Genomic DNA, 15149 nt, shown 5'->3' with positions numbered 1-15149 from the left:
GAGTGAGGCCGTTTCGCAGAGTGATGTAGGACAGCTCCGAAACGTAAAAAGCGGGTTTACTTCACCCATAGCGCGCCTATAGTTCGTCCGTCGCCTGAAGCGGTGACCGATCTTAGCCGGTCGAAACAAGATGTAATGTCCACAAGCATTTGGAGTAGACCATGGCTAACTATCGTCCCCTGCAAGGCAACCTCAGCATCACCCCCACCCTCTACATCGACACCGAAGCCAAAGCCTCGGCCTTGCTCGAAACCGCCAAACATCGCATAAACGCAGTGCGCAGCATGCTCAACAGCGTCAGTTGCCTGTGCGTCAATGATGCAGAGGGGCATGATCTGGAGCATTTCGCCAGTGCTGCGCATCTGCTGCTTCAGGATGGTTGCGATGCGCTGGATGCATTGGGCTGGAAGCTGGATCGGGTTGCCCCGGCACTCTGAAAATCAAAAGCCGCGATGATCGCGGCTTTTTTGCGTCTTCAGAACCCGCGTCGAATCCGGTTTTTCAGTTGTTCATGGAATATCTCGGCATTGCGTCTGTAGGTGCCGCTGAAGGATTCGTTACTTGAATCCAGCGTCATCGAGCGTTTGTTCGTCACCTCTTCGCGGTAGGCGTCGATGAAGAAGTTCAGGTCGTTGGCCGTGCTCAGCTTGGGCCACTTGTCCAGGTACAGCGGCAGTTGGGCGGCGCCCGTTCTGAAGGAACAGATCCGCCGGTTGCTGATCGTCGCTTCGCCAATCTCGAACGGCACCCACCATGACAACGCGGTTGATTCCGAGACCACCGCCAGCAGGTGGGTGCATTCAGTGATGTTGCGGGTGATGACCCCGGTGATGTCGTCGGTGGTCTGGGATTCGGGGTCCAGCACGTCCAGATAGGTTTTGATATTGGCCTGCTTCAGGCGGGCATCGATCGCGAGGGCGTGGGCGCGGTCCATGTGGCGGTAGCTGATGAATACGGGCATCAGAAATGTCCTTTGAGAGCGAGTTCGCGGTAATAGGCGCCGAGAGCCGTCAGACGACACCCGGTAGAGTGCATGGCGGCGTAATACATGTGCTCGGCGTCCACCGGTTCGATCAGGCTGTGGCGGTTGCACATCTGCAATTGTTTGAAGATGTCGCCATGATCGGGATCGAACGAGGCGGCGGTGGGTTCGAAACTCGGGTCGAGGCGGAAGACAAAACTCGGCTCCGGAAACCAGTCCTTGAGTTTGCGCAGGGTTTCTTCGGCGATCAGCGGTGCGACCTCGCGCAGCGGCACGAACTGCGACACGTTGGTCTTGAACACCGGCCGTTGCTCCCATGCCCCTAGGGCATTGTCGACGAACGAGTAAACGCTGCCGGGAGTGACCTTGCCGAGCACGTTGGCCGCACCGCCGTGCAGTGCTTGAAGCAACAGATCCGTGAACACGCCATGGCCACGGCTTTCCAGGGCGTACTGCTCTTTTTTGCAGGCGGTGAGAATGGTCACGCCTTCGCCGATCACGCTGCTGCCGCCGCGCAAGTTGCGCAGGGCACCGGCGGCGCCAGCCTGGCAGCAGTCGAGGATGATGATTTTGTTCTTGATCTGCTGGGCGTTGTCGGCCCACTGCAGAATGTCGCTGATTCGAATGCCGTCGCCGCCGGGCTGATAGTCCTGGGGGATCAGCAACCCTTCATCGATGCTGGTATCGAACTGGCCATGGCCGGCGAAATACAGAAGCGCAACATCGCAGTCGCCCGAGAACAGGCTTTGTATGTGTTGCCTCATTGCCGCGAGCGAGAGGTTTTCCTCCGCCGATGTCAGCACCTTGCTGCTGAAGTTCGGCCGCCCGTTGGCGTGACGCTCCAGCACCGAGGCCATGGCCATTGCATCATTGTTGCAGCCGCTGAGCGGCGAAACGTGGGTGTAGTGGTTAATGCCGATAAACAGTCCTTTGCGCATGATTACACCGCCGTATGAAGGCGTATGGCGCTGACGATGCTGTTGGTATTCCACGCACATTCGACGTGCGCGGCGTCGCTGACCACTTTTGCGGTGCGTTCGGCGCCATGGGGACGAATCGCGATGATCACCTTGCCAAGACGTTTGGCGATCTCGATTTCCTTCTGGATCCACTTGCTGTAAGCCGAGTACATCCCGGCCATGACCAGCACTGCCGAGCAGGGGCGGATCTTGTTTTCGATAGCTTCTTCGAGCTGTTTGTCAGTGCGGGCGTCGATGATCGGATTGTGCGGCGGCACCGAGAAGTTCTTGAAAGTAAAGGTCGGGTGATCACTGAGCAGGCGAATCAGATTGTCGTGGGAGCCGGAGTAGTTCCAGGAGTGGCTGATGAACAAATGGTAGGTTTGCATGGGGGCCTCGGAGGTCGCGACAGTGCGAAGGAGGAACCCAATGTAGGCATCTGGCGTGTGCCAACAAGGCCTGAGCGGTGAAAGAGAAATGTCCTGCAAGCAGGTGTGGACGGGGCCGTCAGAACGGTCTGATGTTTAACGGATTGCCGGATTTGTCAGGCGCGGTCCGACATCCGGCAGCCCTCGGGCGAGGGGCTGCCGTCGCGGATGTTCAGTAACCGTTTTCCGGCAGGCTGGCGATGATCGAGCGATAGCTGTTCATCCGTTGTTGCTGCACGCGGCCATCTTCCAGCGCCTTGAGCAGTGCGCATCCCGGTTCGCGGTCGTGTTTGCAATCGCGGAAGCGGCAGGTGCCGAGCAGATCGTTGAACTCGATGAAGCCGGCTTCGACGTCGGCGCGGCTGACGTGGCCGAGGCCGAATTCACGGATGCCCGGGGAGTCGATCAGTTCACCGCCGCCGGGGAAGTGGAACAGGCGCGCAGTGGTTGTGGTGTGCGTGCCCTGACCGGACAGCTCGGACAGCGGGCCGACGCGGGTTTCGACTTCCGGCAGCAGGCTGTTGACCAAGGACGACTTGCCGACACCGGACTGGCCGACGAACACGCTGATGCGCCCGTCGAGCTGTTTCTGCAATTGCTCCATGCCGTTGCCGTGGTGCGCCGAGACTTCGAGCACCGGATAGCCGAGTGTGCGGTAGACCGCCAGCAGGGCATTCAGCGCCGGGGCGTTCTGTTCGTCGATCAGGTCGAACTTGTTCAGCAGCAGCAACGGACGGATGCCGGCGTGCTCGGCGGCGACCAGATAACGGTCGATCAGGTTCGCATGAGGTTCGGGCAGCGGGGCGAAGACGATGACGATCATGTCGACGTTGGCGGCCACCGGTTTGAGCTGGCCACGGCTGTCCGGACGGCACAGCTCGGTGGTGCGCGGCAGTTGCGCAACGATCACGCCGATGCCCTGGTTACCGGCGCGCCAGACCACTTGGTCGCCAGTCACCAGCGCTGGCAGGTTGGCGCGCAGGTGGCAGCGGAAGACCTGGCCGGCCAGTTCGCCGTCAACGGCCTCGACCTCGACCTGCACACCGAAGTGGGCGATCACCAGGCCGTGCTGTTCCGGGCCCAGGTCGCCGCCTTCGAGCGCCTCGACAGCCGAGGACTCGCGTTTGGCGGCGCGGGCGGCGCGCTCGCCCTGAATCTTTTCGATGCGCCAGTTTTGACGACGATTGAGTTGGCGTTTGGCCATGGGTGTTCCGTCTGAAGAATGCAGCGATTAGGTAAAACGGCCGCGAGTTTAGCACGCCCGGCAGGCTGCCTAGGCTAAACTGCGCAGCATTGCTCAGGAGCCGAAATATGCAAAACCCGCAGAATCTGATCTGGATCGACCTGGAAATGACCGGTCTGGATCCGGAAAACGACGTGATCATCGAAATGGCCACCATCGTCACCGACAGTGACCTGAACACCCTGGCCGAAGGCCCGGTGATCGCCATTCACCACAGCGACGAAGTGCTCGCCCGCATGGACGAGTGGAACACCCGCACCCACGGCAACTCGGGTCTGACCCAGCGCGTGCGTGAAAGCCGCGTGAGCATGGCCGAAGCCGAGGCCGAAACCATCGCTTTCCTGGAAAAGTGGGTGCCGAAGGGCAAGTCACCGATCTGTGGCAACAGCATCTGCCAGGATCGCCGCTTCCTTTATACCCACATGAAGGCGCTGGAAAGCTACTTCCACTACCGCAACCTCGACGTCTCCACGCTCAAGGAACTGGCCGCGCGCTGGGCACCGGATGTGCGTGACAGCTTCAAGAAGGGCAGCACTCACCTGGCGCTGGATGACATCCGCGAGTCGATCGCCGAGCTGCAGCACTACCGCAAGCATTTCATCAAGTTCTGAGATCGGCACCCACGCCGGGGCGCCCTCTTTTGGTGCCTCGGCGAAGTGAGTAGACTGCGCGCCTTCCTGCCAGGATCGCCACCATGTTGCTGATGCTCTACCTCGTCGCCATTACTGCCGAAGCCATGACCGGCGCCCTGTCTGCGGGCCGTCGCGGCATGGACTGGTTCGGCGTGGTGCTGATTGCCTGCGTCACCGCATTGGGCGGCGGTTCGGTGCGTGACGTGCTGCTCGGGCACTACCCGCTGACCTGGGTCAAACACCCGGAATACCTGGTGCTGACGACAATTGCGGCAATGATCACCGTGTTCACTGCGCGCTGGATGCGTCACCTGCGCTCGCTGTTTCTGGTGCTCGACGCGGTCGGTCTGGTGGCGTTTACTCTGATCGGTTGCATGACCGCCCTGGAAATGGGCCACGGGATGCTGGTGGCCTCGGTCAGCGGCGTGATCACCGGTGTATTCGGCGGCATCCTGCGCGATATCTTCTGCAACGATATTCCGTTGATCTTCCGCCGTGAGCTGTATGCCAGCGTCTCTTTTGCAGCTGCCTGGTGTTACATGCTGTGCCTGTATCTCAATGTGCCGAGTGAGCAGGCAATTCTGATTACCTTGTTTGGTGGTTTTCTGTTGCGATTGTTGGCGATTCGTTTTCATTGGGAAATGCCGAAGTTTGTCTATAACGACGAACATTGATATCTGTTGCTGCTGATTGATTTTTCCTGATTGCAAGTTTCGGAATGCTTGCAAGAGCATGTTTCTTACATTTTTCGCTTTGTTGGCTGTTTTGAAGCCGTGTTATTTCTTTTGTTGATGGGTTGTCAAAGGCAACCCTCGAATAGAACTCTTCAAAGGAAATGAATCATGAGTGAAATCGAGAATACAACATCGCATCAGCAAACTTCCCCGCCTGTTCTCGAAGGACTTGCCAGTTTCAAGGTGAAGTTTGATGCCGGTGATAGCACCAGCATTAAATCGCTGTACGGTAATGGCCGCATGCAGGTGAAGGTGCAAGTTCTGGTTTCCGGGGTGGACGCCAACGGCGATGCCATGCATGTGCCGGAAGATGTAATAAATAGCATAGAGCTTATCCATTACAGCACTGGCAGGACATTGCGTGATGGCTGGGCCGCGAGCACCGAGCAGGGACGTTACACCCTTGAGGCGCAAACTTCGGCTGCCATCAGTGTCGATCACGACGACGATGCTGAAAGCGACAGCGTCCATCCGCAGGTTCGCACTTTCTGGGTATCCTCATCGGTCGCGGGAACGACCAGGATTGCTGCACGCTTGTCACTGAACGGACTGAGGGTTCTCAGTAACGGGACCACGCTGTCCAGTGTTCATGACAGCAGCGTAACGATTGAGTCCCAAACGCCTGCGGCTTATGCCATCGAGCAATTCCGCTGGTATCAAGCCCGGCGCGGTAATGAGCAGCCCGGTAATCGTATCTTCAACTACTACCTGGGGCTTTACCCACAGGGGCAGCAGATCAAGCTGGTTGATTGGATTGCAGACGGAGCTGAAGCCGGCGAGGACTATGCTTTTGCCGGGGGTAACAAGTTAGAGGAGTCGAGTACCAATTTTATGCTGGCCACTTTTGTCCGCCCGGAACGAAACACGCTGGACGTACAACTGCCATTTAATGGGGATCCCATTGCGTTCCTTTTTTCCGAGGCTGTTACACGAGAGTCCAAAAAGTACTCTGTCAGGGTCAATGATCACGACGGAGAACTGACGGTTGTTCAGGCGCTGTCCGAATATTCTGAACTTGCACCAAGCTCCAGGTACGGCGAAGTTCTTCACTTCCGTGCTATTGATCAACACGGCACCGAGCACAAGCTGGCATTCAGGCTGGATTTTTATACGCGCAATTTCACACTGGAACGAGGTTGAGTCGATACATCGCTGATGCTGATCCGGCAGGAGTGGTAGGTATATATGCGCATTGATACTGCAAGTATCGATAGACTGTGATGTTCAACTATCAGGTACTCGCATAGAACGTGCAGTACTTATGACTCGCGTTGGCCCTTTGGTTTGCGGGGCCAGCGCAACGACACCTCAAGGATGAGAGCTCATGGCTGACAAAACGCCAAAGGTCAAAGCTGTTGCTACCTCAAGCAACTCACCCGATTTCAGTATCGATGTTTCACGTCGGTCACCGCTTCCTGCTTCCGCAGCGCCGCAGATATCCATGCCGAATCGACTGGAGCCGTCGCACATGTTCTCCCGGCAAGATTTGGGCGCACTGACGCAGGAAACCAGTGTGAGTGCGCCCCCGATCTCTTTGGTAACCAATGAGCTCGCGATAATTTCGGCGCTCCCCTCGCTGGCAGACTATCGGATACCCAAATCAGCACACCTTGGCGACGCCGATGCGCAAGGCATCCGGATGTACAAGGGGCGGCAGTTTGTGCAAGTCGCCGACGACCGTTTCGTGCAAGTGGTTCCGGATGCGGAGAGTGGCTTGTTTCGTGCCACTAAAGCCAGAGAACTCAAACCCTCCGGTCCGCTGTTGAAGCCGAATGGCGAAGGCAGATTCTGGCATGCGGTAGACAGCAGTGATTCGCTTGATCGACTTGAAAGTCTCGACCCGGTACGCAAACGGATGTCCGTTGCTGAGCGCGTACGTGATCTTTATCCGCAGATCCCGGACGAGGAAGTGGCGACGTTTATCAACCGGCGCTTGAGGAGTGATCCATTCGGCGTAATGACGCGTCTCGAAAATGAGTTTGCGATGTTGCGTGACGAACTGGCGATATGGAGTGCCGGCGAGGCCTCGCCTCATTCGCAATCTTCAGCGCAGGGCGGTGCGCTGACGATTGCCGGAGAACGCCGGGCTCGTGAGCAATTCAGCGCAATGCTGCAAGATATCTGGCAACGCAAGTCGGTTTCGCGATGGGGATACGGTGACGATCATTTTTCGTCGAACATCGATTTTTCTGGTGAGTTGCCAAGGTTATCCGCGCGGTTCGAATATGTAACAGAATTAATATTAACCGCGCAGGTAACCGGTGCACGAATAGGCGCGTTCCTCGACAGTTTTCCCAATGTTCAATACTTGATGATCACTGGCGTAAGAGTGGAAGAGTTTCCGTCAGGAATCTTTCAAATGCGTGAATTGCGCGAGCTTACATTGAAGAATTGCTCGCTTGGACTTACGGAGGTGACGGCTGAGGGGCTGTCTCGAATAGAAACACTCACATTGCTGAATCTGGCCCACAATCCTCTGACAGTCACCCCGCATGTGGGCTTCATGTCGGAATTGAAAGAGTTGATGCTGCATGATGGCAACCTTTCCAGTATTCCTTCAGGAATAAGCGCACCGAAAGAACTCGGAGTGTTGGCGTTGCAGAATAATAATATTTCAGATGTTGGTGATGAGTTATTCGATGTTCCGGATACACAACATTTGTTTGTCGGGCTGGTGAACAACCCGTTGAATAACGTATCGAGGCAACGAATTGGTCATTATCTGGAAGATGCCAGCATGGATCGAAGGATAGAAATTCAGATGGATGAGCCACTTTCAGAGGTGGAGTCCGACAGTGAATCCGCAGAGAGCGGATTCGGGACGGATTCAGACAGTAACTGAGTGTTGGAGGAAGTAACAAATATTCAGTTTGTCCAACATGTTTTGATAAATATAAACAAAATTTTTGCCCTCTTCCGTTTTTGGCTCAACCTGGGGCAGGATCGGAAGAGGAGTATCAGGTCTTCAGAATCAAGGCTTCGGGACGGATGGTCTTGAGGTTTGTGCGCCGGTGGGGTGTCTTGTTGACGGTTTGAAAAGTGTGTGTGAATTTTGATTTGATATTCAGGTATTTCCTCGCCTGGGCCTGTTAATAGTTTGTAGAGTGTTGATGGTTTTATTGTTGTTTTGATCGTGCGTCAATGCTTCGGCAAGTCCTGACAAGGACGAAACTTATTAATTGCCAAGGTATTATTTGATGTTTGATGAGCAACTCAGTATTTCCCGTATCGAGGTGAAATTTGACGCCGGCAGGTCTGGCCAACATAAAACGCTTTACGCCAACGGTCGCATGCAAGTACGCGTGTTGGTACTTTTACACGGTGTCGATAACAGTGGAGACGACGCGTCGCTGTATGGACATCCCGCCTTGCAGTCCCTGCGCCTGATTGCCTATAACGGCGCCCGGCCTCTCGAGGGCGATTGGAGCGTGTCCACCCAGGAAAATCGCTATGCACACGAAATGTCGGGTGGGGCACCGCGCATGACCGAAGTTCCGCGCGTAAAGAACAATCGAATCAGTGATGATTCCGACCCTGTGCAGGTTTTTGAATTCTGGGTTTCCACCTCCAGGCCTGGAATTATGGAGGTGGCTGCCGAAATCGTCATGAACAACGTGACATTGCGAACTAACGGGATCGGTTTTGATAGCAGTGTTACGCTCGAAGCTGTTCCTCCGAAGGTTTACCCACTGAGCAGTTTTTCGTTGAGGAAATACGACGACGCGCAGCAGAGGGCTGGTTACGACTGGATTCAGCTTTATCACATTGGTCTGCAAGCGGAAGGACGGCAGGTTCATCTCCTCGACTGGTACAGCAGTGAGGTAAAACTTGACCCTTATGACTCCGAAGAAGCGGTACAGGTCTATGTGTCCGGCAACATTTCCGGAACACAGGATGGTCGTAGAAACTTTTACGGTTATATGGCACCGATCTATGGAGAAAAAGCCACGTTTCGCGGCCCTCTCGGCTACGTCACGGTACCGATCAACAAAGTGCCCGGGAAGTTGACACTTGTTCAGTATGTTTCAGCTGACCTGCAAGTGGCTCGGGAGAGCGAAAGTGCATTCGAATTTGCAGTAATCGATGAGTTTGGCACGGAACACAGGCTCTCTCTCGACGGTAACAAGGAACAACGCACTTTTATTTTGGAAGAGTCGCGGCGATCAATGAAACAGCTTGCCTGATTTCGCCTGATGACCAGCAAGTTGTTGCTGGTCACTTGATATCGCCGATCGCTGAACCTGAAAATAAAGGACGTTTTTTCCATGGAAAGTAATTTTTCTTCCAAAGCACATTCAAACGCTTTCAACTTTAGTGAGTTTGTTTCCGGAGGCGTTGATCCTCGCACCGGCATGTATACGTGTGCGCTTTCCCTGGGCAAGTTGCACTCAGCGGACCTCAATGGCCCTGAGCTTGCACTTTCTTTGGGCTTCAATCCGCTCAATCAGATGGATACCGGTTTCGGCGTAGGCTGGTCTTTGACCATGACGCATTACGACTTGCGCAGCAAAGTCATGACGCTGGCCAACGGTGAACGCTATCAGGCTGTGGAGACCTCCAGCGGCTTGAAGTTCAAGGAAATGAAGCTGCAAACCGCCAAGGTGCTGGAGATCGGGACGGGGCGCTACGAAATTCGCTACAAGGATGGTCGGCGTGAGCTGCTAAAGGTTCAGGCTGGCACTCAAGTCGCGGTAGTGGAAAAAATCATTGCCCATAATGGTGTGAGCATCACGCTGAAGCATGTGTTGTTCAATCAGTTTCCCATGTTGGCTGAAGTCAGCGACGCCAAGCGATGCCTGCTGAAAATCACACGCAATGCCGGTCAGGTCATACTGACCCGGCATCCCGATACTTTGTCCCGTTCCGATTACGCATTGATCCTGAAAAATAGTCAGGTTACGGCAATCGAGCTACCGGTCGGCAAAGGCTGGGAGCTGGAATATGAAGTCATTGATCAGGCCATCTATTTGCGGCGCGTCGTCAACCCGTTGCGCGGTGTAGAAATCATTCGCTACAAACGACAAGGTCACCGTTTCGTGAGTGGCGTCGAACAGACACTGCCATTTGTCATCGCTCACGAGATTTATCCCGGGCGCGATCAACCCCGGATATGCAAGGCCTACTCGTACTCAGACCATAACTTTCTCGGGCAGGGTCTCGTCCCGACCAGAAGCAATGACGGAGATCCTCTCTACCTGGCTCCCGCCAACTATGTCTATTCCTCGGACGAGCTAATGGTGGTCAACGGTAAGGTGCACACTCGCATCCGCCGCACTTACAACAAATTCCATTTGTTGATCACGGAGGTCACGACAAGTGGCGATGCCCAGACCTCAACGACTATCGAGTATCACTGTTGCGTCACCAAGCCATTCAATGAGCAGCCTGCCCAGTTCCGCATGCCAAAAGTTCAGAAGGTGACTTATCTCGACCGGCGCACCCAGCAAAAGCGTGAGGAAGTCACCGTCACCGAGTTCGATGGTGAAGGCAACTTGCTGAAGATTGTCGAGCCGAATGGAGTGACCACAGTGTCGGAATTTTATCCGGCAAGTGGTGGGGACAACTGTCCGGAGGATCCGCTGGGTTTCGCCAGGTTTCAGAAAAAAAGGACAGTCATTCCGGCACCGGGGGGCGCAAACTCGACGGTTACGTACTATGACTATGTTCTGCATCCCGCGCTGAGCGGTGCGGAGCTGGCCTTCGTCCTGCCGGTTGAGGAACGTTTTTTCGAGCTTGTGGAAGGGGTCGGAATCCTGCGATCGAAGACCGAAAAGCGTTACCTGAATACGCCAGAGGATCCGCTCAAGCACGGGGCCATGAAAGAGCAAAGCATCACTCTGGCAGATAAAAAAAACCGTACCGAGTTCTCCTATGAGCTCAAGGGCACCAGGCTGGAGGTAAAGTCCAGTACTCGCGGATTTGATGGCTCGCTGCAGACCAGTGAGAAGGTGCTCTCGACGTTGAGTGGATTACAGGTCGCGAGCATCGGTGTCGATGGTGAACGCATCGAATATGAATACGACGCGATCGGCCGGGCAGTGTCCAAAACGCTTGCTCGGGGTACCCCCTACGCTGCCTTGACCCGATGGGCCTATTTGCCCGCCAGTAAGCAGCAGCCCGCTACGATAGTGACCACCGATCCAGCCGGTGGTGAGCAGCGCGCGACGTATGACGGCCTGGAAAGGGTTATCACCGTTGAGGAAAAGGACTGTGACCATCCGGACAAGGACGGACTCATTCACAGTCGCACTCTTTATTCCGCGATTCATGATTCGGCGGGTCACAAAGTGAAAGTCACGCTGACCGATTGGCGTGATGGCAAGCCTTATCCCGTCGCGACCGCCTACGAATTCGATCACTGGGGCCAGCTCAGCAAGACCTTCCATGCCGATGGGCGTATCGAATACAACGAGGTCGATCCGGTCGCTCGCCGGCAAACGAATTGGCTTCAGGGGATGGGCAAGACCGTCACGTTCGTCAACGAGTTTGGTAAACCGCTGAGCGTCGAGAGCTTCAATCTGAGGCGCGAGAGTCTGGGTAAAACCACTTATACCTATGACGGGTTCGGGCGCACGGCCAGCCAGACCGATCCGGTTGGCAATACCACTCGATATGAATACGACGTCTTTGATCGCATGATCCGCAGTGTCATGCCTGACGCCAGTGAGGTAGTCACTGAATACGCGGATCACACGGACGAAGCGCTGCCGGTCGGGATTCAGGTCGATGGCAAGGTATTGGGTCGGCAGATCTATGACGGTTTGAATCGCCTGACGGAAAGTACGGTGGGTGGGCGCCAGTCGCAGACTGGTTACGAAGCGGGTTTCAGTCAGCCTCAGTGGTACAGGAGCGCTGAGGGCAAGAAGACCGAATTCACTTATTTGCGAGACCTGGGCGGTTTACTGACCGAGCGCAAGGCGGGGGCTCTGCTCACGACCATGACGTACGACCCCGTCAGTGGTCAGCCGTTGACCTGCACCGAAAACGACCGAGAACATCGTTTTGCCTATTATCCTTCCGGGCGCATCAAGTCCGAAACGACGACCTTCGGTGATATCAGCAAGGCAACCTCCTTTACTTATTCCCTCGAGGGGCGACCGCTCACTTATGTCGATGTTCTCGGCGGCGAGCATATTTGCGAATACGATGAGCACGGCCGCTTGTTGGCGACTGTGCAAGGGACGCTGAAAACCGAATTCCACTACAGCACACTGACCGGGATGCTGGAGTGGACGAAGACCGAAGACACTTCGATCAAGCGAAGAATGATCACTCGGTTTGCCTATGATGATATCGGTCGTGAGACTTGCCGTACTTTCGAGATCAAGGGCCAGCCCGACCAGACGCTGGTGTCGGCTTATACGCTCGCCGGCAAACTGGCGCAGAAAGTGTCCATGCGCGGTACGCAAATACTGCGCGATGAACGATTTGCCTACGATGTGCGTGGCCGGCTGATCCAGTTCGACTGTGCGGGTACCCAAAAACCCCGGGATCCTTATGGCAAGGAGATTGTTCAGCAGACATTCACGTTCGATGCGCTGGATAACCTTCTGAGCGTGCAGACGCGGTTCCCGCTGGGTGTGAATCTGACCACCTTCAGTTACGACAATCCGGACCCTGTGCAACTCAGTGCAGTCAGGCATTCACACGTCGACTATCCACCGGCAGTCACCCTGGAATACGACGCCAACGGCAGGATGATCAAAGATGACCAGGCGCGAGTCCTGGCCTATGACGCATTCGGGCGTCTTGAGCAATTGACCGGTGCAGGAGGCTCGGTCATTCGCAATTACCATTACGACGGTTTCGATCATCTGGTTGAACTGTCGCAACCGGAAAATGCACCTACCCAGCGTTATTACCACGAAGGGCGTGTCATCCATGAAGTCAGTGGTAAAAGTTCATCCAGTATCGTGCGTCACGGTGGACTACTGGTGGGGCAGCAGCAACTCGGACCGGGCAGTGGCACACAATTGTTCGGCACCGATCAGCAGCACAGTGTGCTGGCTGAGCTGGGTGAAAAAAATCTGACTGACCGTGTTTACAGCCCGTACGGGCACCGTCCTGCCGAAGGCGGGGTGTTCAGTCTGGCGGGGTTCAATGGTGAGCAGCTTGATCGGGCAACCGGCCTATACCTGCTGGGCAATGGTTACAGAGCCTACAGCCCGACGCTGATGCGTTTTCTCGGCCCCGACAGCATGAGTCCGTTTGGCGGGGGGGGATTGAATGCCTACGCTTATTGCCTGGGCGATCCCGTCAATCGTGTCGACCCGACAGGGCATATATCCTGGCAATCGATTCTGGGCATCGGAATGGGTGTGCTCGGGATTGTTGCCAGCGTGCTGACGATGGGCGCTGCCACGCCGTGGGCGCTGGCGGCGCTGGGACTGACTATCGCTTCAGGTTTGACGGGTATCGCCAGTGAAGTGCTCGATAATTATGCACCGGACTCTCAATTGGGAGAGGTATTGGGCTGGATCAGTGTCGGCCTTGGACTGGCTTCGCTCGGTGCCGGTCTGGCGGCTGGCGCCAAAGCGGGTGTCAATGCCGGCAGAAAGCTGGCTTCGGCCTTTGAGCAGGGACTCAGTTCAAAGGGGACGATGAAAATGGGCAAGGTGCTTGCCAAGGGCAAAGGCGCGAAGGCCGCAGCCAGGAAAGCCAATGCGCCGGTTGAGGAACAGGTCGAAAAGCAATGGACGCTGGTCAGGCCCAAAGACAAGTTGAATTTTCTCAGGATAGAGGCGCGCAAGGCCTCGGAGGACAGGGCAGAAGAGTTCATGAAACATATTGAAGCGGGTAACTCCCCGACCTCTGCCGCCAGACTCATTCACGCCGAATATACGCCAATGTATGGTCCGTCCAGCACAACATCAAAACCAATGCATCTTTACTTGTCGAAGGGAGACCGCATTTATCTGACGGAGAACACCAAAGACCGGATCGTCATCATCAAGCAGATGGGTGGCCACTATAACGAAAAAAAATAGGCATCAATGATCAGACCGGGCAGTACCGGCATGCGCCAACAGCACTCGACTACGATTTGAGCACATTGTCTGCCGGTTCTGCCTGCGCAGATCCGGCGTGCTGTTCCAGTGCCCACTGCACATGCTCTCTCACCAGCTCGGACGGATAATCCCGTCGCGCCTTCAACGCTTCCAGCACCGGAATCGTTGAAGGCGCATTCCCCAGCCCCACTGCCAGATTGCGCAGCCAGCGTTCGTAACCCGCCCGGCGCAGTGGCGAGCCTTCAGTGCTGCTCAGGAACTTGTCTTCATCCCACAAAAACAGCTCGGCCAGTTCGGCATTGTCCAGGTTGTGCCGTGGCTTGAAGTCGCTTTCACCGGACGGACGGGCGAAGCGGTTCCACGGGCAGCAGATCTGGCAGTCGTCACAACCGAACACGCGGTTGCCGATCAGTGGCCGCAAGTCTTCGGGAATGGCGCTTTTCAGCTCGATGGTGAGGTAGGAAATGCAGCGTCGCGCATCCAGCACATACGGGCCGACGAAGGCGTTGGTCGGGCAGATGTCGAGGCAGGCGGTGCAGCGTCCGCAGTGTTCGGTGCTGTGGGGGGTGTCCACTGGAAGCGGGAGGTCGACGAACAGTTCGCTGAGAAAGAAGTAACTGCCGGCCTTGCGGTTCAGTACCAACGTGTTTTTGCCGATCCAGCCCAGTCCGGCCTGTTCGGCGATGGCTTTTTCCAGCACCGGGGCGCTGTCGACGAAGGCGCGGAAGCCGAACGGGCCGATTGCGGATTGAATTTTGTCCGCCAGTTGTTGAACGCGTTTACGGATCAACTTGTGATAATCGCGGCCCAAGGCATATCGCGAGATGTAGGCTTTTTCCGGATTGGCCAACAATTGCGCCATTTGCGTGTCACCCGGCAGGTAGTCCATGCGCAGCGACACCACGCGCAGGGTGCCCGGCACCAGCTCTTCGGGGTGCGAGCGTTTGCTGCCGTGGGCGCCCATGTAATCCATTTCGCCGTGGTAGCCGGCCTCGAGCCAGCGTTGCAGGTGCTGTTCATGCTCGGCCAGATCCAGACCGCTGATGCCGACTTGCTGGAAGCCCAGCTCACGACCCCAGTCCTTGATGGATTGGGCGAGGGCAGGCAGATCTGTGGTGATGGCGGACATGAGGCGAGAGAAACCGGAGCTGAGGTGCGTATAA

Annotated in this window: 12 protein-coding genes; 7 read left to right on the top strand and 5 right to left on the bottom strand. The window is 56.0% G+C overall.

The genetic code is table 11. The features are described from left to right. The first annotated feature begins 161 nt into the window (after positions 1-161). Positions 162-437: a hypothetical protein gene (locus tag QLG12_RS09410; RefSeq protein WP_282474364.1), complete on the top strand. Its 276-nt coding sequence runs from the start codon at positions 162-164 to the stop codon at positions 435-437. Between the two features lie 38 nt (positions 438-475). Here the strand turns inward: QLG12_RS09410 and QLG12_RS09405 are convergent, their stop codons facing one another. The 4 genes from QLG12_RS09405 to rsgA form a co-directional block, all read right to left on the bottom strand. Further along, on the bottom strand, positions 476-961 hold the full coding sequence (locus tag QLG12_RS09405; RefSeq protein WP_085701321.1) for a toll/interleukin-1 receptor domain-containing protein: 486 nt from the start codon (positions 959-961) through the stop codon (positions 476-478). Continuing rightward, positions 961-1920, bottom strand: a complete 960-nt coding sequence (locus QLG12_RS09400; protein WP_282474363.1) for a caspase family protein — start codon at positions 1918-1920, stop codon at positions 961-963. Before QLG12_RS09400 ends, QLG12_RS09405 begins: the two co-directional genes overlap by 1 nt. Positions 1921-1922: 2 nt before the next feature. Beyond that, entirely contained in the window at positions 1923-2330 is a 408-nt protein-coding gene (locus QLG12_RS09395) for a TIR domain-containing protein (RefSeq protein WP_282474362.1), read from the bottom strand. 211 nt (positions 2331-2541) lie between these two features. Further along, positions 2542-3573 (bottom strand): small ribosomal subunit biogenesis GTPase RsgA, encoded by a 1032-nt coding sequence (gene rsgA / locus QLG12_RS09390; protein ID WP_007950741.1) that lies wholly within the window; start codon positions 3571-3573, stop codon positions 2542-2544. A 107-nt stretch (positions 3574-3680) separates the two neighbouring features. Here rsgA and orn point away from each other — a divergent pair, with 107 nt between their 5' ends. The 6 genes from orn (at position 3681) to QLG12_RS09360 (ending at position 13965) form a co-directional block, all read left to right on the top strand. Next, on the top strand, positions 3681-4223 hold the full coding sequence (gene orn / locus QLG12_RS09385) for an oligoribonuclease (RefSeq protein ID WP_197869922.1): 543 nt from the start codon (positions 3681-3683) through the stop codon (positions 4221-4223). An 83-nt stretch (positions 4224-4306) separates the two neighbouring features. Next, positions 4307-4918, top strand: a complete 612-nt coding sequence (locus tag QLG12_RS09380) for a trimeric intracellular cation channel family protein (protein ID WP_197869921.1) — start codon at positions 4307-4309, stop codon at positions 4916-4918. A 168-nt stretch (positions 4919-5086) separates the two neighbouring features. Next, positions 5087-6118 carry a hypothetical protein gene (locus QLG12_RS09375; protein ID WP_197869920.1) on the top strand — a complete coding sequence of 344 codons (1032 nt, stop codon included), beginning with the start codon at positions 5087-5089 and terminating at the stop codon, positions 6116-6118. A gap of 184 nt (positions 6119-6302) precedes the next feature. Further along, positions 6303-7820 (top strand): hypothetical protein, encoded by a 1518-nt coding sequence (locus QLG12_RS09370; RefSeq protein ID WP_282474361.1) that lies wholly within the window; start codon positions 6303-6305, stop codon positions 7818-7820. A gap of 355 nt (positions 7821-8175) precedes the next feature. Beyond that, on the top strand, positions 8176-9162 hold the full coding sequence (locus QLG12_RS09365) for a hypothetical protein (protein WP_282474360.1): 987 nt from the start codon (positions 8176-8178) through the stop codon (positions 9160-9162). A gap of 81 nt (positions 9163-9243) precedes the next feature. Next, on the top strand, positions 9244-13965 hold the full coding sequence (locus QLG12_RS09360; RefSeq protein WP_282474359.1) for an RHS repeat-associated core domain-containing protein: 4722 nt from the start codon (positions 9244-9246) through the stop codon (positions 13963-13965). Between the two features lie 49 nt (positions 13966-14014). Here QLG12_RS09360 and queG read toward each other — a convergent pair whose 3' ends face one another. Further along, positions 14015-15115 (bottom strand): tRNA epoxyqueuosine(34) reductase QueG, encoded by a 1101-nt coding sequence (gene queG / locus QLG12_RS09355; protein ID WP_236193142.1) that lies wholly within the window; start codon positions 15113-15115, stop codon positions 14015-14017. Between the last annotated feature and the right edge of the window lie 34 nt (positions 15116-15149).

The sequence above is a fragment of the Pseudomonas sp. V88_4 genome, from assembly GCF_029967985.1.
Classification (GTDB): Bacteria; Pseudomonadota; Gammaproteobacteria; order Pseudomonadales; family Pseudomonadaceae; genus Aquipseudomonas; species Aquipseudomonas glycinae.
The sequence above is the reverse complement of the archived record's forward strand: the minus strand, read 5'-3'. Positions and strand labels throughout refer to the sequence as shown.